The 21,586-nt window shown below is 70.5% G+C and carries 18 protein-coding genes; 9 read left to right on the forward strand and 9 right to left on the reverse strand.

From position 1 onward, the window contains the following. Positions 1 to 28 precede the first annotated feature (28 nt). Positions 29 to 1,324 carry a polysaccharide deacetylase family protein gene (locus PD653B2_RS04345; protein ID WP_085871110.1) on the forward strand — a complete coding sequence of 432 codons (1,296 nt, stop codon included), beginning with the start codon at positions 29 to 31 and terminating at the stop codon, positions 1,322 to 1,324. Here the strand turns inward: PD653B2_RS04345 and PD653B2_RS04350 are convergent. From PD653B2_RS04350 to speB, 4 genes are all read right to left on the reverse strand, one after another. Next, a complete protein-coding gene (locus PD653B2_RS04350) occupies positions 1,321 to 2,532 on the reverse strand; it encodes a saccharopine dehydrogenase family protein (protein WP_085871111.1) in 1,212 nt (403 codons plus the stop codon). The two genes, PD653B2_RS04345 and PD653B2_RS04350, sit on opposite strands and share 4 nt — an antisense overlap. Positions 2,533 to 2,692: 160 nt before the next feature. Next, positions 2,693 to 4,129: a gamma-aminobutyraldehyde dehydrogenase gene (locus PD653B2_RS04355; protein WP_085871112.1), complete on the reverse strand. Its 1,437-nt coding sequence runs from the start codon at positions 4,127 to 4,129 to the stop codon at positions 2,693 to 2,695. 71 nt (positions 4,130 to 4,200) lie between these two features. Next, positions 4,201 to 5,817: an amidohydrolase gene (locus tag PD653B2_RS04360; protein ID WP_085871113.1), complete on the reverse strand. Its 1,617-nt coding sequence runs from the start codon at positions 5,815 to 5,817 to the stop codon at positions 4,201 to 4,203. Continuing rightward, positions 5,814 to 6,815 (reverse strand): agmatinase, encoded by a 1,002-nt coding sequence (gene speB / locus PD653B2_RS04365; protein ID WP_085871114.1) that lies wholly within the window; start codon positions 6,813 to 6,815, stop codon positions 5,814 to 5,816. The genes PD653B2_RS04360 and speB overlap by 4 nt, the downstream gene beginning before the upstream one ends. A gap of 104 nt (positions 6,816 to 6,919) precedes the next feature. Between speB and PD653B2_RS04370 the strand changes: the two genes are divergently transcribed. Then, positions 6,920 to 8,308 (forward strand): aspartate aminotransferase family protein, encoded by a 1,389-nt coding sequence (locus PD653B2_RS04370; protein ID WP_085871115.1) that lies wholly within the window; start codon positions 6,920 to 6,922, stop codon positions 8,306 to 8,308. A gap of 213 nt (positions 8,309 to 8,521) precedes the next feature. Then, the gene (locus tag PD653B2_RS04375; protein WP_085871116.1) at positions 8,522 to 9,415 is read left to right on the forward strand and encodes a hypothetical protein; all 894 of its coding nucleotides are present in this window, start codon (positions 8,522 to 8,524) and stop codon (positions 9,413 to 9,415) included. An 85-nt stretch (positions 9,416 to 9,500) separates the two neighbouring features. Here PD653B2_RS04375 and PD653B2_RS04380 read toward each other — a convergent pair whose 3' ends face one another. Genes PD653B2_RS04380 through PD653B2_RS04395 form a run of 4 tightly spaced genes read right to left on the reverse strand, consistent with a single transcriptional unit; the run spans position 9,501 to position 13,552 of the window. Then, the gene (locus PD653B2_RS04380) at positions 9,501 to 10,355 is read right to left on the reverse strand and encodes an ABC transporter permease (protein ID WP_242665136.1); all 855 of its coding nucleotides are present in this window, start codon (positions 10,353 to 10,355) and stop codon (positions 9,501 to 9,503) included. Next, positions 10,352 to 11,212, reverse strand: coding sequence for an ABC transporter permease (locus PD653B2_RS04385; RefSeq protein ID WP_085871117.1), 861 nt, complete (start codon positions 11,210 to 11,212; stop codon positions 10,352 to 10,354). The genes PD653B2_RS04380 and PD653B2_RS04385 overlap by 4 nt, the downstream gene beginning before the upstream one ends. Beyond that, positions 11,209 to 12,366, reverse strand: coding sequence for an ABC transporter ATP-binding protein (locus tag PD653B2_RS04390; RefSeq protein WP_242665137.1), 1,158 nt, complete (start codon positions 12,364 to 12,366; stop codon positions 11,209 to 11,211). Before PD653B2_RS04390 ends, PD653B2_RS04385 begins: the two co-directional genes overlap by 4 nt. Continuing rightward, on the reverse strand, positions 12,359 to 13,552 hold the full coding sequence (locus PD653B2_RS04395; RefSeq protein ID WP_085871119.1) for a polyamine ABC transporter substrate-binding protein: 1,194 nt from the start codon (positions 13,550 to 13,552) through the stop codon (positions 12,359 to 12,361). The genes PD653B2_RS04390 and PD653B2_RS04395 overlap by 8 nt, the downstream gene beginning before the upstream one ends. A gap of 164 nt (positions 13,553 to 13,716) precedes the next feature. Here PD653B2_RS04395 and PD653B2_RS04400 point away from each other — a divergent pair, with 164 nt between their 5' ends. The 3 genes from PD653B2_RS04400 to ddaH are packed head-to-tail and all read left to right on the forward strand — an operon-like array spanning position 13,717 to position 16,350. Then, positions 13,717 to 14,190, forward strand: a complete 474-nt coding sequence (locus PD653B2_RS04400; RefSeq protein ID WP_242665138.1) for an Lrp/AsnC family transcriptional regulator — start codon at positions 13,717 to 13,719, stop codon at positions 14,188 to 14,190. An 8-nt stretch (positions 14,191 to 14,198) separates the two neighbouring features. Continuing rightward, entirely contained in the window at positions 14,199 to 15,575 is a 1,377-nt protein-coding gene (locus PD653B2_RS04405; RefSeq protein ID WP_242665139.1) for an NAD(P)/FAD-dependent oxidoreductase, read from the forward strand. A 10-nt stretch (positions 15,576 to 15,585) separates the two neighbouring features. Continuing rightward, entirely contained in the window at positions 15,586 to 16,350 is a 765-nt protein-coding gene (gene ddaH, locus PD653B2_RS04410; protein ID WP_207559331.1) for a dimethylargininase, read from the forward strand. Here the strand turns inward: ddaH and PD653B2_RS04415 are convergent, their stop codons facing one another. After that, entirely contained in the window at positions 16,351 to 17,778 is a 1,428-nt protein-coding gene (locus PD653B2_RS04415) for a M1 family metallopeptidase (protein WP_085871123.1), read from the reverse strand. Between the two features lie 209 nt (positions 17,779 to 17,987). On the opposite strand from PD653B2_RS04415, the gene PD653B2_RS04420 reads away from it, so the two are divergent. The 3 genes from PD653B2_RS04420 to PD653B2_RS04430 are packed head-to-tail and all read left to right on the forward strand — an operon-like array spanning position 17,988 to position 21,575. After that, on the forward strand, positions 17,988 to 18,842 hold the full coding sequence (locus PD653B2_RS04420) for a serine protein kinase RIO (protein ID WP_085871124.1): 855 nt from the start codon (positions 17,988 to 17,990) through the stop codon (positions 18,840 to 18,842). A 9-nt stretch (positions 18,843 to 18,851) separates the two neighbouring features. Beyond that, entirely contained in the window at positions 18,852 to 19,937 is a 1,086-nt protein-coding gene (locus tag PD653B2_RS04425) for an LOG family protein (protein WP_085871125.1), read from the forward strand. A 27-nt stretch (positions 19,938 to 19,964) separates the two neighbouring features. Next, positions 19,965 to 21,575, forward strand: coding sequence for a TIGR03767 family metallophosphoesterase (locus tag PD653B2_RS04430; RefSeq protein WP_085871126.1), 1,611 nt, complete (start codon positions 19,965 to 19,967; stop codon positions 21,573 to 21,575). Positions 21,576 to 21,586 lie beyond the last annotated feature (11 nt).

The following is a 21,586-nucleotide window of genomic DNA, read 5'->3' on the forward strand; positions in this document are numbered from 1 at the left end:
GCGCGTCTGACCCGCAGGAGGTGGGTGCATGCGCTGGGCGCTCGGGCTGCTGCTCGCCGTCGTGCTGCCGGTGTCCCTCGCCGTGCCGGCGGACTCCGCTCCCCGCACGCACCAGGAGGTCGTGCCGTGCTCGCGCGGGCTGGTCGCGCTCACCTTCGACGACGGGCCGTCGAGCACCGTCACCCCGAAGCTGGTGCGGCTGCTGGCTCGGCTCGACGTCCCGGCCACGTTCTTCATGGTCGGCAGCCGGGTCGTGGCGGCGCCCGACACCGCCCGGCTCGTCGAGCGGGCCGGCTTCGCGATCGGCAACCACACCTGGCTGCACACCGACCTGACCACCCAGAGCAAGGCCGAGATCAGGAAGTCGATCCGCTCGACCCAGGAGGCGATGGTCGACGCCGGGCTGCACCCCACCCGCCTGGCCCGTCCGCCGTACGGCGCCGTCGACGACCGGGTCCGCCGGGTGCTCGCCGGCCTGGGCCTGGTGCCGGTGCTGTGGACGATCGACTCCCGCGACTGGACGGGGCTGACCCCGGGCCAGATCCGCGAGCGGGTCCTCGACGGGGTCCACCGGCACCGCACCAACGTGGTGCTCCAGCACGACGGCGTCACGAACTCGCCGGCCACGCTGCGCGCGCTGCCCGGCGAGATCGCCACCCTGCGCGCGCGGGGCTTCTGCTTCGCCGGGCTCGACGAGACCGGTCAGCCCACACCGCCGGTGCCGGAGGTGACGGTCACGCCCGCTCGCGGGCGGGTCGCCGAGGGCGAGCAGGTGCGGCTCACGGTGCGGCTCGACCAGCCGACCACGCGCACCACGACGGTGCGGGTGGCGGGCCGGACGGTGCACGTCCCGCGCGGCGAGCGGACCGCGCAGCTCACCTACCGCGCGCCCCAGGACCAGGTCGACGAGACGCCGGAGGACGTGACGCTCTCCCCCGGCACCGTCGTCCGCGTGCTCGACGACGACCCGCACCCGGTCGTCAGCCTCCGCGACGCGACGGTCACCGCCTCCCCGCTGCTGCCGACCGTCGTCCCGGTCGAGGTGCGGACCGACCGGCCGCGCGACCGCGACCAGGCGGTCGTCGTACGCACCGCGCTCGGGGCGGTCGGGGTCGTCGTCCCGGCGCTGGCGCGACGGGCGACGGGCATGCTGACCGTGCCGGTCGGACGGCCCGACCAGCGGGTGCGCACGTTCGTGCTCGCGACCGCGGGGGCGCGCGCGACGCTCACGGTGCGGCCGCCCGAGCAGACCCGAGGGCAGGCGGCGCACGCCGCCTTCGCCCAGGTGCGGTGGCCGGACCTACGGGTGCCCCCGCTCTTCTAGAGCTCCTGCTGTCCCCAGGGACTGCCGTACTCCGTGAGCAGGTCCAGGAACGGCACCGCGTCGAACGCCTCCGGACCGAGCACGCCCGCACCCGACCACGCACCGGTGGCGAGCAGCTCGAGGGCGACGACCGGGTTGATCGCGGTCTGCCAGACCACGCACTGGTGGCCGTACTCGCGCATCGTCACCTCGTTGTCGACCACGTGGTAGAGGTACGTCGACCTCGGCTCACCGTCCTTGCCCGTGCCCGTCACCCACAGTCCGGCGCAGGTCTTGCCCTTCATCCGCGGGCCCACGGTGGCCGGGTCCGGCAGCACCGCGGCGACCACATCGCGCGGGCTCACCTCGACGCCCTTGACCCGCACCTTCTCGGTGCTGTCGAGGCCGAGCGTGTGCAGCACCTTGAGGATGTTGATGAACTCGTCGCCGAGGCCGTACTTGAAGGTCGCCCGCTTGCAGTCGACCCAGCGCGGCATGAGGAGCACCTCCTCGTGCTCGACGTTGACGCACTCGACCGGGCCGATGCCCTCCGGGAAGTCGAAGACCTCCGGCTCGCTGAACGGCGGGGTCGTGAACCAGCCCCGGTCCTTCTCCCAGATGACGGGCGGGTTGAGGCACTCCTCGATCGTGGTCCACATCGAGAAGGACGGCGCGAAGACCTCGTGGCCGTCGTCGTCGGTCACGGTGAGGTTGGCACCGTCGCGGGTGCCGAGCTCGTCGATCTCGCTGAAGAGGTGGTCCGCGGCGTAGCGCGCGAACACGTCCGAGAGACCCGGCTCGACGCCGATCCCGACCAGCGCGAGCCGGCCGGCGGACTCCCAGTCGTCCGCGACCGCGAACTGCTCGTCGCCGAGCTTCACGCCGGTCTTCTCGTACGGCGACTCCGGGTGCGGCTTCGACAGCGACATCGCCATGTCGAGGTAGTCGGCGCCTGCCTCGAAGGCGCCGTTGAAGATCGACATGTCGAACACCGGGTCGACCGCGTTCATCACGTGGGTGATGCCGTGCTCGCGGCACAGCGCGGCGACCGCGTCGGCCGACGAGGCGTCGACCTGCGCGGCGACGTACCGCTCGTCGGTCGCGGCGGCCTTCTCCGCCCGGGCGAGGTCGTAGTCGGCGACCACGATCGTCTCGAAGAAGTCGCGGCGCGCGGCGATCGCGGCGAACGCCGACCCCACGCCCCCGGTGCCGACCAAGAGGATCTTCACAGTTGTCTCTTTCGTTGGTGGTGGTTTCGAGGCTCAGGCGCAGGGCGCCTCGCACCTCAACCACCGATGTCGGTGGTTGAGGTGCGAGGACCTCAACCACCGGTGTCGGTGGTTGAGGTGCGAGGAGCGCCAGCGACGAGCCTCGAAACCACCGCGGGCCTCACTCGCCGATGTAGCTCATGACGTGCTTGATGCGCGTGTAGTCCTCGAAGCCGTACATGGACAGGTCCTTGCCGTAGCCGGAGTGCTTGAAGCCGCCGTGCGGCATCTCGGACACGAACGGGATGTGGGTGTTGATCCACACCGCGCCGAAGTCGAGCCGGCGAGACATCCGCATCGCTCGCGCGTGGTCCCTGGTCCAGACGCTCGACGAGAGCGCGTACTGGACGTCGTTGGCCCACGTCAGCGCCTCTGCCTCGTCGGCGAACTTCTGGACGGTCATCACCGGGCCGAAGATCTCGGTCTGGATCTGCTCGTCCTGCTGCTGCAGGCCGGAGAGCACCGTGGGCTCGTAGAAGTAGCCCCGGTCGCCCTTGCGCGCACCGCCGGTCTCGATCCTGGCGTGGTCGGGGAGGCGGTCGACCATGCCCGAGACGTGGGCGAGCTGGTGGGCGTTGTTGAGCGGGCCGTAGTACGTCGCCTCGTCGTCGGGCATGCCGGTCGGCATGCCCTTCGCGGCCTCGGCCAGGGCGGCGACGAACTCGTCGTGGATGCCTGCCTGCACGAGCACCCGGGTGGCCGCGGTGCAGTCCTGGCCGGCGTTGAAGAGGCCGGCGCCGGCGATGCCCTCGGCGGCCTTGGCGATGTCGGCGTCGTCGAAGACGATGCACGGCGCCTTGCCGCCGAGCTCGAGGTGCACCCGCTTCAGGTCGTGGGAGGCCGCCTCCGCGACCTGCATGCCGGCGCGCACCGAGCCGGTGATGGCGACCATCTGCGGCGTCTTGTGCGAGACGAGAGCCCGGCCGGTGTCGCGGTCACCGCAGACGACGTTGAGCACCCCCGGCGGCAGGAACTCCTGGGCGATCTCGGCGAGGAGCGTGGAGCTCGCCGGCGTGGTGTCGCTGGGCTTGAGGACGACGGTGTTGCCGGCGGCCAGGGCGGGCGCGACCTTCCAGATCATCATCAGCAGCGGGTAGTTCCACGGCGTCACCTGGCCGACGACGCCGACCGGCTCCCGGCGTACCCACGAGGTGTGGTCGGCCATGTACTCGCCGGCCGCCTTGCCCTCGAGCACGCGCGCCGCGCCGGCGAAGAACTTGAAGTGGTCGGAGGCGTACGGCATCTCCTCGGACATGGTCAGTCCGAGCGGCTTGCCGGTGTCCTTGCACTCGACGGCGTTGATCTCCTCGACGCGCTCCTCGATCGCCGCCGCGAGCCCGAGCAGGGCGTTCGAGCGGTCCTGGGGAGTCGACCCGTAGCCCCAGCCCTCGAAGGCCGCGTCGGCCGCGGCGTAGGCACGGTCGATGTCCTCGGCGCCCGACTTCGGCGCCTGGGCGTACACCTCCCCCGTGGTCGGGTCGATGACGTCGTAGGTCTCCCCCGACACGCTGTCGACGAGCTCGCCGTTGATCACGTTCCTGAAAATCTGGTCGGCCATGTCGGCGAGCCTAGGCGATCTGGCTACGGAATCTGTAGAGGTAAGAGGCGCTCGACACGAAATCAGTCGAATCACGCCTCGAAGACGGGTGTTCCGTCGATCCAGGTCGCGACGACCCGGGTGCCGCCGATCTCCCCGGCCGGCCCGGCGAACGGGTCCCGGTCGAGGACGACCATGTTGGCGACCGCACCCGGACGGAGCACGCCGGCGACCTGTTCGTCGTCCGGTCCGCGGTGGTTCACCCACGAGCTCCCGGAGGTGTACGCCGCGAAGGCCGTCTCCAGGTCGAGCGCCTGCTCGGGCAGGAACGGCTCGGTGCCGGCCGGTCCCTCCTCACCGTACGCCGTGCGGGTGACCGCGACGTGGATCGCCTCGAGCGGGTTCGGCGTGCTGACCGGCCAGTCGCTGCCGGCGACGAGCGGGGCGCCGGTGCGGTGCAGGTCGCCGAAGGGGTACTGCCAGCGGCCGCGCTCCTCACCGAGGAACGGCAGCGTCAGGTCGACCATCTGCTCGTCGAGGCAGGCCCAGAGCATCTGCATGTTGGCGGCGACGCCGAGCTCGCCGAAGCGGGGTACGTCGTCGGGGTGCACGAGCTGGAGGTGCGCGACCTGGTGGCGGCGCGCCGGGTCGGTGCCCTCGAAGGCGTCGAGCGCCTCGCGGGTGCCGCGGTCGCCGATCGCGTGCACGTGCACCTGGAAGCCCGCGGCGTCGAGGGCGACGACGGCCTCGCGGAGGGCACCGGGCTCGACGAACGAGTGGCCGCTGTTGCCGGTCGGGTGGCCGCACCGGTCGAGGTACGGCGAGAGCAGCGCGGCCGTGCCGTTCTCGGCGACCCCGTCCTGCATGATCTTGACCGTCGTGGCGCGGAACCGGCCGCCGGTCATCGCGTCGCGGCGACCGACCAGGTCGGCGACCTGCTCGACCCCGCGGCCGCGCTCCCACCACAGGGCGCCGACGACGTGGGAGCGCAGGTCACCGTTCGCGGCGGCGGTCGTGTACGTCGAGGCCGGGTCGTCCATGCCCGAGTAGGCCCCGACGATCGCGTCCTGCCACGACGTCACGCCGACCGAGTGCAGGTGGGCCTGGCCGGCCATCAGCGCGGCGTAGTAGTCCTCGCCGGTGGTGCGCGGGAGGCGTCGGGAGACCAGCGCGGTCGCGCCCTCGTGGAGAGTGCCGGTCGGTCGGCCGCCGGCGTCGCGCTCGATCCTGCCGTCGGCCGGGTCGGGGGTGTGCTGGTCGATGCCGGCGATCTCGAGCGCCCGGCTGTTGACCCACGCGCCGTGGTGGTCGCGGTTGGGCAGGAACACCGGCCGGTCCGGCACCACCGCGTCGAGGTCGGCGGCGGTCGGGGTGCCGCCCGGGAAGGCGGGCATCGCCCAGCCGCCGCCGAGGATCCAGTCAACGGTGGGGTTCTCCTCGGCGTACGTCCTGATCGCGGCGAGGTACTCGTGGCGGGTGCCCAGCTCGGACAGGTCGCAGCGCAGCCGCTCGAGCCCGCCCTGGATCGGGTGCACGTGCGCGTCCACGAAGCCGGGCGCGAGCAGGCCACCCTGCAGGTCGACCACCTCGTCCGACGGACCGAGGTCGCGACCGACGGCGATGATCCGGCCCTGGCCGACCAGCACCTCGCCGGCACCGACGTACCGGTGCCCGTCGAAGAGCGTGCCGTTGGTGAAGAGGGTCGTCACCTGCCCTCCAGCAGCGGGCCCGCCGGGTCGTGGGTGATGCCGTGCTTGCGGACGGCCAGGCCGGAGAGCGCCTCCAGGCAGACCCGGTTGGCGAGGTAGGCCGTGATCTCGGCGTGGTCGTAGGGGGGCGAGACCTCGACCACGTCGATGCCGGCGACGGGCAGCTCGACGCAGATCCGCCGTACGGCGTCGAGCAGCTGCCTCGACGTGAGGCCGCCCGGCTCGGGGGTGCCGGTGCCCGGCGCGTGCCCGGGGTCGCAGACGTCGATGTCGACGGAGAGGAAGACCGCGTCGCACTCGTCGAGCGCGATCTCGAAGGCCTCGTCGAGGCAGGCCTCGAGCCCGCGCTTGCCGATCTCGGTCATCTCGTAGGAGCGCATCCGCTGCTCGGCCATCCAGTCCAGGGTCTCGGGGCCGGGCCAGTAGCCGCGCAGCCCCATCTGGAGGAACCGGTCGCCGCGCAGCGCTCCGGACTCGATCAGCCGGCGCATCGGCTGGCCGTGGCCGTAGAGGGACCCGAACTCGATGTGGCCGGTGTCGGCGTGGGCGTCGAAGTGGATCATCGAGACCTTGCCGCAGCCGAGGTGCCGGGCGACGCCGGTCGCGTCGGGGAGCGCGATGGAGTGGTCGCCGCCGAGGACCAGGGGGACGGCGCCGGCACTGGCCACGGCGTACACCGCGTCCTCGAGGTTGCCGAGCGCGCGCTCGATCTCGCCGGGCGGCATCTCGACGTCGCCGGCGTCGACGACCCGGATGTCCTGGAGCGCGTCGACGCGGAGCGCGAGGTGCGGCCGCGAGCCGTCCTGCGGGAGGTAGTCGGTCTGGCGGATCGCCATCGGGCCGAAGCGGGTGCCGGGACGGTGCGACGTACCCCCGTCGAAGGGGGCGCCCACGACGACCACGTCGGCGGCCGCGAGCGCGGCGGCGTCGTCGAGGTCGACCGGGTCCACGCCGAGGAAGGTGATGTCGGGGCCGAACTGTGCGCCGTACCGGGTCATGAGGCCTTCCTACCACGCGACATTGCTACGGATTCCGCGCATTTCACCCGTGTGGGCGACTGATTCACTTGCATCCGCACGGTCCGACCACGCACCATGGGGGTATGCACCCGGACTACGACCACCTGCAGAAGGCCGCCAAGGACCACCTGTGGATGCACTTCACGCGGCACTCGACGTACGACACCTCGGACGTGCCGATCATCGTGCGTGGCGAGGGCGCCTACATCTACGACGCCCAGGGCAAGCGCTACCTCGACGGTCTCGGCGGGCTCTTCGTCTCCCAGCTCGGGCACGGGCGCACCGAGCTCGCGGACGCCGCGGCGGCGCAGGCCAAGGAGCTCGCGTTCCACCCGCTGTGGTCCTACGCGCACCCCAACGCGATCCTGCTCGCCGAGCGGATCGCCGGCTACGCGCCCGGTGACCTCAACCGGGTCTTCTTCTCCAGCGGTGGCGGCGAGTCCGTCGAGTCGGCGTGGAAGCTCGCGAAGAACTTCTTCAAGCTCACCGGCAAGCCGATGAAGCACAAGGTGATCAGCCGCTCGATCGCCTACCACGGCACCACCCAGGGTGCGCTCTCGATCACCGGGCTGCCGCCGCTCAAGCAGCAGTTCGAGCCGCTGGTGCCCTCGACCTTCCGGGTGCCGAACACCAACATCTACCGCGCGCACGAGACCACCGGCGGGCTGCTCGACGGCACCGACCCGGAGGCGTTCGGCCGCTGGGCCGCCGACCAGATCGCGATCGCGATCGAGAACGAGGGGCCCGACACGGTCGCGGCCGTCTTCCTCGAGCCGGTGCAGAACGCCGGCGGCTGCTTCCCGCCCCCGCCCGGCTACTTCGCGCGGGTGCGCGAGATCTGCGACGAGTACGACGTACTGCTGGTCTCCGACGAGGTCATCTGCGCCTTCGGCCGCCTGGGCCACATGTTCGGCGCGGAGCGCTACGGCTACCAGCCCGACATCATCACCTGCGCGAAGGGCATCACCTCGGGCTATGCCCCGCTCGGCGCGATGATCGCCTCCGACCGGCTGATGGAGCCCTTCCTGCACGGAGCCGAGTCGTTCGCCCACGGCTACACCTTCGGCGGCCACCCGGTCTCGACCGCGGTCGCGATGGCCAACCTCGACATCTTCGAGAACGAGCACGTCCTCGAGCACGTCCGCGACCACGAGGGCGCCTTCCGCTCCACCCTCGAGCGGTTGCTGGACCTGCCGATCGTCGGCGACGTCCGCGGCGACGGCTACTTCTACGGGATCGAGCTGGTCAAGGACAAGGGCACCAAGGAGACCTTCGACGAGGCCGAGTCCGAGAAGCTGCTGCGCGGCTTCCTCTCCAAGGCGCTCTACGACGAAGGCCTCTACTGCCGCGCCGACGACCGCGGCGACCCGGTCATCCAGCTCTCTCCCCCGCTGATCTGCGACCAGACGCACTTCGACGAGATGGAGCAGATGCTGCGCACCGTCCTCGACAAGGCCGCCACCCTCCTCTGACGCCGACCCGGCGCCAGTTTCCCCAACAACCCCGCCGAGTCGGCGCCAGTTTCCCCGACAACCCGGCCGAGTCGGCGCCAGTTTCCAGCTATCCACAGGTCCCGACACCGGTGGTACGCCGGCCGCCGCGACGGGCATGCCGAGGGCATGGCAGATCCGATCTTTCTCGACGGCGCATCCCGACTCCCCACGGACGCCCCGTTCACGCGAGCGATGGCTCACCAGTTCGGCGTCACCGACAAGGTGCTCCACGGTCTGGTCCTCAAGGGATACCTGCGACGACCGATTCGGGGCGTCTACGTCGCCGCCCAAGTACCGGAATCCATCGTGCTCCGCTGCCACATGCTGTCGCTCGTCGTCCCACCTGGCAGCTTCATCACGGACAGATCCGCGGCCTGGCTCCACGCGGGCGACCGCGCCCTGGCGCCCAACGAGCATCTCGCTCCGCCGCCGATCTCCTGCTTCCGGCCGAGTGACGGGGGCCGCCTTCGCAACGGCCTCACCGCCAGTGGCGAGCGTGAGATCGAGCCTCGCGATCTCCAGGACATCCACGGCGTCGTGGTGACGACACCGCTGCGAACGGCTCTCGACCTGGGTCGCCTCCAGAAGAACCGAGATCTGAAGCTGCACGGCATGGACACGATGCTCGGGCTCCGCGTGTTCTCCCACGAGCAGATGCTTGCTGAGATCCCGCGCTTCAACCGTCGCCGAGGCGTCGTCATGCTGCGCGTCCTCGCGCCGCTGGCCGACGGTGGGTCCGGGTCGTTCGGGGAGTCGGCTCTCCGGCTGCGTTGGTACGACGGCGGCCTGCCTCGTCCACGCACCCAGATCCCGGTCGAGCTGAACGGCCGCGTGCTGTTCTACCTCGACATGGGGCTCGAGGACCTCCTCTTCGCGGCCGAGTACGACGGGGAGGCGTGGCACGGCGACGACCGCGAGTCGCACGACGAGGAGCGCCGAGACTGGCTCGAGCGACAGCGGAACTGGACGATCGAGATCTTCCGCAAGCCGAGCGTCTTCGGCCAGCACCAAGACGCCGACCGGCGCTTGGCCGCGGCGTACAAGCAGGCGCGCGCGACCTTCGGCATCCGCACGGTCCTCGTCTGAGGAACCTCACGCCGACTCGATGCCCCAACCCGGGAAACTGGCGCCGGCTCGGCGCCGAAACCCGGGAAACTGGCGCCGACTCGGCTCAGACCAGCTTGGCGGAACGGCGCCGGCTGTTGACCTCGCCGCCGACGACGATCAGCACCGACACCAGGAACATCACGGTGCCGACGACGTTCACCTGCATGGGCACACCGCGCTGGGCGACACCCCAGACGAACATCGGGAACGTGGTGGTGTTGCCCGCGTTGAGGTTGGTGATGATGAAGTCGTCGAAGGACAGCGAGAAGCTCAGCAGCGCCGCGCCCAGGATGCCCGGGAAGACCAGCGGGAAGGTCACCCTCCAGAACGTCTGCTGTGGCGTGGCGTAAAGGTCCATCGCCGCCTGTTCGAGGTTGTCGTCGAGGCCGGCCAGCCGGGCTCTCACGGTGACCACCACGAACGAGATGCAGAACATGATGTGTGCGATCAGGATGGTCCAGAACCCGAGCTGGCCGCCCCGGCCGGCCGCGACGAACAGCGCGAGCAGCGAGGAGCCCATCACGATCTCGGGCGAGGCCATCGGCAGGAAGATCAGCAGGTTCATCGAGGAGCGGCCGACGAAGTCGTGTCGGACCAGCGCGAAGGCGATGAGGGTGCCGAGGATCGTGGAGCCGAGCGTGGCCAGCAGGCCGATCTGGACGCTCGTGCTGAGCGCGCCGCACATGCCTTCGGCCTCGCACGGGTTGAGCCAGTTGTGGAGGGTGAACCCGTCGAAGCGGTAGATGAGCCGGCTCGTCGGGTCGTTGAAGCTCATCAGCACGACCACGAAGATCGGGACGAACGTGTACACGAGGACCAGCAGCCCGAGGATCAGCACCAGGTGGTGACGGATCCAGCGGCCGGCCGCCGAGCCCTGCTTGTAGTTGACCTTCCGGTTCGTAGTGGTCGCCGTGGTCACAGCAGGTCCTCCGTCCCCGCGCGGCGTACGTAGAACAGCACCATCACCACGATCAGCGCCATCAGGATCACCGAGAGCGCGGCGGCCGCCGGGTAGTTGTTGGCGTTGGTGAACAGGCTCTGGATCACGCTGCCGATCATCCGCTGGTTGGGACTGCCCAGCAGCTCGGCGTTGATGTAGTCACCGACCGCGGGGATGAAGGTGAGGAGCGTGCCGGACACGACGCCCGGCAGCGACAGCGGCCACGTCACCTTGAAGAAGCCGACGAAGGGGTTGGCGTAGAGGTCGCTGGACGCCTCGATCAGCCGCGGGTCGATCTTGTCGATGCTCGCGTAGAGCGGCAGCACCATGAACGGCAGGAAGTTGTACGTCAGTCCGGCGATGACCGCGACCGGCGTGGCCAGCAGCCGGCCGTCGGCGCCCAGGATGTGCACGAACTGCAGCGTGTTGACGATGAAGCCGTCGTCGGCCAGCAGCAGCTTCCACGACAGCGTCCGCACCAGGAAGCTGGTGAAGAACGGCGCGATCACCAGCACCAGCATCAGGTTCTTCCAGCGGCCGGCCTTGAACGCGATCGCGTACGCCAGCACGTAGCCGAGGACCAGGCAGAAGAACGTCGCGAGCGCGCCGTACCACAGCGATCGGAGCAGCGGCTGCCAGTAGTCGCTGATGACGTGCGAGTAGTTCGCCCAGTGGTAGGTCATCGTGTAGCCGGTGGTGTCCGACCCGCTCGGGTCGAACAGGCTGGTCGCGACGAGCGAGTACAGCGGAACCACGAAGAAGAGGCCGAGCCACAGCACGCCGGGGATCAGCAGGAGGTAGCCCGTCGAACCGCGCTTGCGGACAGTCTCGCTCATTCCGCGTCGACCTTCTGCGAGCCCGCCGACGCGTCCTGGCTGAAGTCGAGGAGGAACGCGTACTCCGGGCGCCAGGACAGCTCGACCTCCTCCCCCGGGGCGAAGAGCCGGTGCCGGCCGGTGTTCTGCTGGAAGATCGCGAGCTCCTGGCCCCACGGCATCCGGACGAGGTACTGCGTGCTGACCCCGACGAAGCTGACGTCGGTCACGACGCCACCCGGGATCGTGTTGCCGGGGGCGTCGAGCTCCTCGCCCGGCGCCCCGATGAGCACCTTCTCGGGCCGGATCCCCACCCAGCCCTTGTCGCTGTCCGCATGGCAGCGCTCGGTCGGCACCGAGACCTGGACGCCGTGCATGTCGACGGTGACCACGTCGGCGGCGCGGCTGCGGATCGTGCCCTCGATGAGGTTGGACTGGCCGAGGAAGTTGGCGACGAACGTCGACTGCGGGTTCTCGTAGAGGTCGGCCGGCGCACCCATCTGCTCGATCACGCCGGCGTTCATGACCGCGACCGTGTCGGCCATGGTCATGGCCTCCTCCTGGTCGTGGGTCACGTGCACGAACGTGAGACCGACCTCGGTCTGGATCCGCTTGATCTCGAGCTGCATCGAGCGCCGCAGCTTCAGGTCGAGCGCGCCGAGCGGCTCGTCGAGGAGCAGCACCTCGGGCTTGTTGATGAGCGCCCGCGCCAGCGCGACCCGCTGCTGTTGTCCACCGGAGAGCTGGGCCGGCTTCTTGCGGGCCTGCGACGTCAGCTCCACCAGCTCGAGCATGTCGCGCACCGAGGCGTCGACCTCATTCGACTTGCGGCGCCGCAGGCCGAACGCCACGTTCTCGTAGATGTCGAGGTGCGGGAAGAGCGCGTAGCTCTGGAACACCGTGTTGACCGGCCGCTGGTACGGCTTGGCGTAGGTGATGTCCTGCCCGGCCAGCGTGATCGAGCCCGCCGTCGGCGTCTCGAGCCCGGCGACCATCCGCAACGTCGTCGTCTTGCCACAGCCCGACGGACCGAGCAGCGCGATGAACGAGCCGCTGGGCACGTCGAGGTCGAGGTCGTCGACCGCCGTGAACGCCGCGAACGACTTGGTCACGTTGCGCAACCGCAGACCGTCGTACGACTCGGCGTCGGCCGCTGTCGGCTGTTGCTCAGCCACCTGTGACATCGTCGAACTCTCCTTGGTAGGCGGTGATCTGCTTCTCGCTCAGCGGCATGAAGTCGAAGGTGACCGAGAGGGTCTCGTCGTCGGGGAAGATCAGCTTGTTGTCGACCAGCGACGGGTCGACCTTCTCCATCGCCTCCTGGGCCCCCTTGACCGGGCAGATGTAGTTCACCCAGGCGGCGAGCTTCGCGGCGACCTCGGGCTCGTAGTAGTAGTCGATCCACTTCTCGGCGTTGGCCTCGTGGGTCGCGAGGTTGGGGACCAGCATGTTGTCGCTCCAGAGCGACAGCCCCTCCTCGGGCGTGACGAACTTGATGTCCGGGTTGTCGAACTGGGCCTGGATCACGTCGCCCGACCACGCCTCGCAGGCCACGATGTTGCCGGCGGCGAGGTCCTGGATGTACTCGTTGCCCGTGAAGGCGCGGACCTGTCCGGACGCGACGACCTCGCGGAGCCGGTCGATCGCGGTGCCCCACTCGTCGTCGCTGAAGTCGCTCGGGTCGGCGCCCACGACCTTGAGCATGAAGCCCATCGTGTCGCGCATCTCGCTCAGCAGGCTGATCTTGCCGTTGAGCTCGGAGCGGGTGAGCAGCTCCTCGAAGCTCTTGATCTCACCGGTCTTGGCGGCGTTGTAGGCGATACCGGTCAGGCCGCTCTGCCAGGGCGCGTGGAACTCCAGGTCGGGGTCCCACTGACGGTTGCGCAGCGGCTCGATCAGGTTGGCGTGGAGGTTGGGCACCTTCGCCGCATCGAGCGGCTGGATCCAGCCCAGCGAGATCATCCGCGCGGCCATCCAGTCGGTGAGGACGATCATGTCCCGGTCGATGGTCTGGCAGGACCCGAGCTGGTTCTTCACCTTGGCGTAGAACTCGTTGTTGTCGTTGACGTCGTCGGTGTAGGAGACCGAGATGCCGGTCTGCTGCTGGAAGACGCTGAGCGTCGACGTCTCCTTCTTCTTCGGGTCGATGTAGGCCGGCCAGTTGGAGACGATCAGCTTCATCTCGCTGTCGGACACGTCCGGGGCCATGCAGTCCGCCGGATCGACCTTCCGCGGGTCGACGCCGAAGAACGGCAGCTTGAGGGCCGCGACGCTGATGCCGGCGAAGGCCACGACACCACCACCCTTGAGCAGCCCTCTTCGAGACAGCGCAGCCCGCTCAGCGGGCGACTGCGGCGCCATGCGACTCCCTTCGGCAAATCCCGTCGATGGCTCGGATCGTGCCACGCATGGGGGCCCTCGACAAGCGATCCAGTGGATCCGAAACATCCTCGCAACGAAATCGCTTGCCGCCGGGCCGGTCGAAACCTTTGACCCCAGGCCGGTGCTGGGGAAGCATGCGGCCCATGACGAGGAAGTCCGGCCGCCCGGCGTTCCAGCTCGACGACGTGTCGAAGGCGATCATCGAACAGCTCCAGCAGGACGGCCGACGGTCGTACGCCGCGATCGGCAAGGTGGTCGGCCTGTCCGAGGCCGCGGTCCGCCAGCGCGTGCAGCGGCTGATCGAGGCCGGGGTGATGCAGGTGGTCGCCGTGACCGACCCGCTCGAGCTCGGCTTCGCCCGCCAGGCGATGGTCGGGGTCCGGGTCTCCGGTCCGCTCGAGCCCGTCGCCGACGCCATCGCCGAGCTGCACGAGGTCGACTACGTCGTCGTCACCGCCGGCTCCTACGACCTCCTCGTCGAGGTCGTCTGCGAGACCGACGAGCACCTGCTCGAGCTCATCTCGGGACGGATCCGCACCATCGAGGGCGTCGCCGCGACCGAGACCTTCATGTACCTCAGCCTGCGCAAGCAGACCTACTCGTGGGGTGTGCGCTGATCTCCTCCGTGAACCCGCACTGGGAGCGCCTGTCCCTCTGGCACGACTCCGTCGACACGGACTGGACGCCCCGACCGGCACTCCCCGGCGACATCGAGGCCGACGTCGCCGTCGTCGGGGCGGGGTTCACCGGGCTGTGGACGGCCCACTACCTGGCCGAGGCCGACCCGTCGCTGCGGATCGTGGTCCTCGAGGCCGAGACCGCGGGGTACGGCGCCTCCGGGCGCAACGGCGGCTGGTGCTCGGCGCTCTTCCCCGCGTCCCTCGCCACCCTGGCGAGCATGAGGGACCGCGACGCGGCCCTGGCCCAGCACCGCGCGATGCGCGAGACCGTCGACGAGGTGGTGCGGGTCGCTGCCGCGGAGGGCATCGACGCCGACATCGCCAAGGGCGGCACCATCTCGCTCGCCCGCAGCCGCGCCCAGCTGCGCCGGGCCCGGGCCGAGGTCGCCGACGCCCGCACCTGGGGCCGCGGCGAGGACGACGTCCGCCTGCTCGACAAGGCGGAGGCGCGGTCGGTCCTGCGGGGCAGCCGCACGATCGGCGCGACGTACACCCCCGACTGCGCCGCGATCCACCCCGCGCGGCTGGTGCGCGGGCTGGCCGACGCGGTCGAGCGCCGCGGCGTCACGATCCACGAGCAGACCCCCGTCCGGTCGATCGCGCCCGGCCGTGCGCACACGGGCCTCGGCGACGTGCGCGCCCGCACGATCCTGCGCGCGACGGAGGGCTACACGGCGACGCTGAAGGGCGAGGACCGGACGTTGGTCCCGGTCTACTCGCTGATCATCGCGACCGAGCCCCTGTCGGCGGCGACCTGGGACGAGATCGGGCTGGCGCGGCGCGAGACGTTCTCCGACCACCGGCACCTGATCATCTACGGGCAGCGCACCGCCGACGACCGGCTGGTCTTCGGCGGGCGCGGGGCGCCGTACCACCTCGGCTCGAGGATCAAGCCCGAGTTCGACCGCGACGAGAAGGTCTTCGCGCGGCTCTACGCCACGCTCGTCGACCTGTTCCCGGTCCTCGAGGGGACCCGTGTCACGCATGCGTGGGGCGGCGCGCTGGGCATCCCCCGCGACTGGTGCGCGTCGGTGGGGCTCGACCGGGAGACCGGGCTCGGGTGGGCCGGCGGGTACGTCGGCGACGGCGTCAGCACCACCAACCTCGCCGGCCGCACGCTGCGCGACCTCGTCCTCGAGCGCGACACCGAGCTCACGCGGTTGCCGTGGGTCGGCCACCGCTCTCCCGCCTGGGAGCGGGAGCCGCTGCGCTGGCTCGGCATCAACGCCGGCCTGCGCGCGATGACCCTGGCCGACGCCGAGGAGTCCGTCACCCGGCTGCCCAGCGTCATCGCGCGTGCGGTCTCCCCGCTCCTGGGTTGAGGATGACCTCGTGAACAAGCGCGCCCTGGTCCGCCGCCCTGGCCCCCGTCTCGCCGACGGGCTCCTCACCCACATCGCCCGCTCGCCGGTCGACGAGGACCTCGCCGCGCGCCAGTGGGAGGGCTACGTCGAGGCGCTGCGGGCCGAGGGCTGGGAGACGGTGGAGGTGCCACCGGCCGACGACTGCCCGGACGCCGTCTTCGTCGAGGACACGGTGGTCGTCTACGGCGACCTGGCCGTCATCTCGCGCCCCGGCGCGGACGAGCGCAAGCCCGAGACCGCCGGCACCGAGGAGACGCTGGCCGGCCTCGGCTACCGGATCGCCCGGATCGAGGAGCCCGGCACCCTCGACGGCGGCGACGTCCTCAAGCACGGCGGCATGGTGTGGGTCGGGATGGGCGGGCGCACCAACGCGTCGGGCCTCGAGCAGCTCGCCGCCCTGCTCGCACCGCTCGGCGCCCGCGTGATCGGCGTCCCCGTGGCCCGGGTGCTGCACCTGAAGTCGGCTGTCACCGCGCTGCCCGACGGCACCGTGATCGGCTTCGATCCCCTCGTCGACGACCCGTCGGTCTGGGACGCGTTCCTGCCCGTGCCCGAGGAGGCCGGCTCCCACGTGGTGCTCCTCGACGAGTCGACCGTGCTCATGTCGACCAGCGCGCCGGTGACCCGGGCACTGTTCGAGGAGCGCGGTCTGCGGGTGGTCGCCGTCGACATCTCCGAGTTCGAGAAGCTCGAGGGCTGCGTCACCTGCCTGTCGGTGCGCCTGCGCGGATAGTCAGCCGAGGCCGTTGGCTGCAGTGTCGGCCGGCTTCGAGGCGGCGTGCAGCCAGGCGTCGAAGAACCCGTCGAGGTCCTGGCCGCTCTTCTCCTCGGCGACCGCCTGGAACTGCTCGGTGCTGCCGTTGCCGCCCCTCCGGGTGGTCGCCCAGGTGCGCAGGACGTCCCAGAAGTCGGTCTCGCCGATCACGTTGCGCAGCGCCTGCAGGGCGAGCGCGCCGCGCTGGTAGACCCGTCCGTCGAAGATCCGGTCCACACACCTCGTGTGCGAGGGGCACGGGTCGGCGACCTCGAGGTTCCAGAACGCGTCGTCGGCGTCGCGGCTGTCGTAGGCGTCGTGCAGCCGCGCGTTCGCGCCCGGCCCGCCGTGCGTCTCGGCGTAGTAGTCCTCCATGAAGGTCGCGAAGCCCTCGTTGAGCCAGATGTCCTTCCAGCCGGCGAGCGCCACCGAGTCGCCGAACCACTGGTGCGCGAGCTCGTGCACCACCGTCGACACAGCGCCGCTGCCGTCCCCCATGTAGGGGTACGTCGGACGGGTCTGGTTCTCCAGGGCGAAGCCGACCCCGAGGCTGGTGGTCAGCCCGCCGGTGGTCGCGAACGGGTAGTCGCCGAGCTGCTTCGTCAGCCAGTCGAGCAGCTTCGGCGTCTGCTTCATCAGCCCCATGGCGGTCCGCTGCTCGGCCGGCTTCAGTGCCTTCGACACCGCGACGTACGACGGGATGCCGTACTCGTTGCTCTTCGCGACCGTGTAGCGACCGGCCGCGAAGAAGGCGAGGTAGGGCACCATCGGGGCGGCCGTCCACGTCGTGGTCGCCAAGTCCCCGTGGACCGTGCGCTGGTCGCGGGTGCCGTTGGCGACGACCTGGTTGGCCTTCGGCACCGTGATGCTGATGCTCATGGACGCCTTGTCGAGCGGGTGGTCGTTGGACGGGAACCACCAGGGCGCCATGTGCGGCTGGTTCATCGCGACCACCTCCTGGTCGCTGGCCAGCCAGTTGCTCTCACCCTCGTAGGAGTACGCCGAGGGCTTGCCGGCGTAGCGGACCACGACATCCAGCGACCCGCCCGCCAGGGTCGCGTGCTCGATGACCAGCTCGTGGGCGTCCTGGTGGAAGTCGACGGGGTCGCCGTCGATCGTCACCGACCGCACGGGCAGCAGGAAGTCGAGGTCGAAGCCGGACAGGTCCTCGGTGACGGTCAGCGAGACCTTCGTCCAGCCCGAGAGCTTGCGGGACCCGAAGTCGTAGCGGTCGTGGATCTCGTAGCGACGCACGTCGATGCCGCCGTTGCCGTCGAGCGGGAAGTAGGGATCGCCGATCCCCGCCGACCCGTGCGGGTCATCTGCGCGACCGACGGCCGCGCCCGACGTGACGAGCGGTACGACGACGAGCGCGGCGGCGGCCAAGGCGGCGAGGCGACGGATCACCGGGACAACCTAGCCCGCCGTATCGCGTCGGGCGGGCCTCGTCGCTTAATCGGTTGCGGTCCGCCGGTGGCCGCTCCCAGACTGGCCCCAGTCGTCCGGCCCAGCAGTGTGCAGGGTCCGGGTGCCCGAGCGAGAGGAGCGTGACATGTCCATGACGGTCCTTGGCCTGTCCGCAGACCACTTCTCTCACCTCTGGAGCACCCACACCGATGCAGCACGAACCTTCGCTCGACCCTGATCTCGACCCCACCTTCGTCTTCGACTTCGAGGCGTACGACGACGTCGCCGACGGCCAACGCTGGTCCACCTGGCTGAGCGTCGAGCCGCTCTGCCGCGGCCCGGAGCCCCGCCCCGACTGGGTGGTCACCTCCCAGGCCGCGGTCGACACCGACCTCGGCGTCCTCAAGACCGGCAAGGAGGCCGACGCACACCTGCTGGAGCGCGCAGTGCCCGGCTCCGATGCCCTCGGGGAGTCGGTCGTCATGGTCGCCAAGCGCTACCGCGGCACCGACCATCGCACCTTCCACCGGGCCGCGACCTACACCGAGGGGCGCAGCGTCAAGCGCTCCCGCGACGAGCGGGCGCTCAAGCGCAAGAGCACGTGGGGCAAGGCCGTCGCCGCGGGCGAGTGGGCGACCTCCGAGTGGGACGCCCTCAAGCGCTGCTGGCAGCTCGGCCTGCCGGTCCCCTACCCCGTGCAGATCGACGGCACCGAGCTCCTGATGGAGTGGATCACGCACGAGGGCGAGACGGCGCCGCGGCTGGCCCAGACCCGGCCCGAGCCGGCCCTGCTGGCGTCGTACCTCGACCAGCTGCGGGACGCGATGGCGGTGATGGTGCAGCACGGGATCGTCCACGGCGACCTCTCGGCGTACAACATCCTCGCCGCGGGCGACCGGCTGGTGATCATCGACCTGCCCCAGATCGTCGACCTCGTGGGCAACCCGGCCGGGATGGACTTCCTGATGCGCGACTGCGCCAACGTCTGCGGGTGGTTCCGTGCGCGGGGGCTCGAGGTCGACGAGCAGGACCTCTTCGGGGAGCTGATCGCCCACGCGTTCTAGTCTGCGCGGGTGAAGCGATCACGCGGCCGCGGCGTCCAGGTCGACAGCCTTGCCGAGCTCGACGCCCGGATCTCCGCGGGCGCCACGTCGATGCGCGGCTGGCAGGTGCGCGGCGTCGACCTGACCGGGCGGCACGACGTGCTGGCGCGCAGCCGGCTGGCGAGCGCGACGTTCGTGGCCTGCGTGTTCGCCGAGGGCGACGACGCCGTGGTGCGCGCGGCCGGGGCGCTGGTGCTCCCGGCGACCGACGAGGTGCCGGTCGACACCGGCCGCACGAGCCTCTACTCGGCCGCGGAGCTGTACGACACACCGCGGTACGCCGACTCGCTCGACGCCCGGGCGTTCGCCTGGACGCAGCGGCCGTCGACCCGTGACAAGGCGCTGGCCCGCGCGCTGCACGACCACGCGGTGGACCTGGCCCTGGAGTCGTGGGTGGAGGACCGTCGCCTGGTCGGGGTGATGGGCGGGCATGCCGTCGAGCGCGGCGCCGCGGCGTACGCCGACGCCGCCCGCCTCGGGCTGGCCCTGGCCGGCGCCCGCACCGTCGCCACCGGCGGCGGACCCGGGTCGATGGAGGCGGCCAACCTCGGCGCCCGCCTCGCGCCGCGACCCGACGCCCTGGACGAGGCGCTCGCCCTGCTCGCCGAGGTGCCGGCGTACCGACCGTCGGTGAGCGCCTGGGTAGCGCGTGCGTTCGCGGTGCTGGAGCGCTTCCCCGGCGGGGCCGACACGCTCGGGATCCCCACCTGGCACTACGGGCACGAGCCGCCGAACGTCTTCGCGACCGCGATCGCGAAGTACTTCCGCAACTCGACCCGCGAGGCGACGCTACTCCAGGTGTGCGACGCCGGGATCGTCTTCCTGCCGGGCTTCGGCGGCACGGTGCAGGAGATCTTCCAGGACGCCTGCGAGAACTTCTACGCCGACGAGTCGTCGGTCGCGCCGATGGTGCTCGTCGGCACGTCCTACTGGACCGAGGAGCTGCCGGCGTGGCCGCTGCTGCGAGCCCTGTCCCGGGGAAAGCCGATGGAGGACCACGTGCACCTCGTCGAGACGTGGGAGGAGGCGGCCAACCTGATTGTTTCGCATACGTGAACACCCGGTGAGGACTAGGTTGACGCGGTGCAGATCTCCCGTCGCGACCTCTTCCGTTCCAGTGCCGCCATCGGTGCGGCCGCCACCCTCACCGGCTCCGGCAGCCTGGCCGCCGAGGCCGTCGCCGGCCCCGTCGCCCGTCCCGTCGCGCGGGCCGGTGCCGACGGCACCACGCGCACCACGGTGCTCGGCAAGGGTCCGGCCGGTCCGGGCGGCTACCGGCCGGTCGTCAGCAAGCCCGGTGAGTCGTACGTCGTGCGCGCCGGCATCGGCGCGAAGGCCAAGAGCGGCCGGGGCAAGCGCCGCAAGCCGCTGCTCACCTTCGTCCAGCTGAGCGACGTCCACATCCTCGACGCGCAGTCGCCGCTGCGCCTCGAGCTCGGCGAGATCGTCAGCAGCTCCGCCTACCGGCCGCAGGAGATGCTCACCGGCCAGGTCGCCGACGCGATGGTGCGCCACATCAACGAGATCGGCGGCGGCCCGGTGCTGGGCAAGCCGCTTGCGCTGGCCATCCAGACCGGCGACAACTCCGACACGGGCCAGTACAACGAGCTGCGGTGGAACATCGACCTCCTTGACGGCGGTGAGGTGACGGTCGACTCCGGCGACCCCGCTCGCTACGAGGGCGTCATGGACGGCGAGCCCGCCTTCTACGACACGACCTTCTGGCACCCCGAGGGCACCCCGGCGGGCAAGGAGGACGACAAGCCGCGGGCCCTGTACGGCTTCCCGCTCGTCCCGGGCCTGCTCGACGCCGCCCGGGCGCCGTTCACGGCCGAGGGCCTCAAGATGAAGTGGCTGACCGCGATGGGCAACCACGACGGCCTGGTCCAGGGCAACTGGGCGCACAGCCCCGCCTACCAGGCGCAGGCCGTGGGCACGGTCAAGAAGACCAGCAAGGGCGACCGCACGATCACCGCCGACCCCAACCGCCGGCTGCTCTCGCGCACCGAGTGGGTGGAGGAGCACTTCACCACGACCGGCCTGCCCGAGGGCCACGGCTTCACCCAGGAGAACGTCGACACGGGCACGGCGTACTACACGTTCGACCAGGGCCTGGTCCGGTTCGTCGTCCTCGACACCGTGTCGCAGTTCGGCGACAAGGGCGCGATGTACGACGACCAGTTCGCCTGGCTCAAGAAGACGCTCGGCGCCTCGGGCAACAAGCTGATCATCCTGGCCAGCCACCACCCGCTGGCGTCCTTCGAGGACACCGCGCGCGCCGACAAGATCGAGCGCGAGCTGCTCAAGCACGACAACGTCATCGCCTGGGTCAACGGCCACACCCACACCAACCACATCTGGGCGCACAAGCGGGTCACCGGCACGGGCAAGGACAAGAAGGTGGCCAACGGCTTCTGGGAGATCAACACCGCCTCCCACATCGACTGGCCGCAGCAGTCCCGCCTGCTCGAGGTCGCGAACAACAAGGACGGCACGCTGTCGATCTTCACCACGATGGTCGACCACGGCGCACCGCTCACCTGGGACGGCGACCTGACGGACTCGCTGCAGCTGGCGGCCCTCGGTCGCGAGCTCGCGCTCAACGACTGGCAGGAGCGCGACCACCACCGCGGCGGCAACCGGTCGGACCGCAACACCGAGCTGATCTTGAAGGCGCCGGCCTTCCTGCGCTGAGCCGACCGGCG

Source organism: Nocardioides sp. PD653-B2 (assembly GCF_002117935.1).
Taxonomy (GTDB): Bacteria; Actinomycetota; Actinomycetes; order Propionibacteriales; family Nocardioidaceae; genus Nocardioides.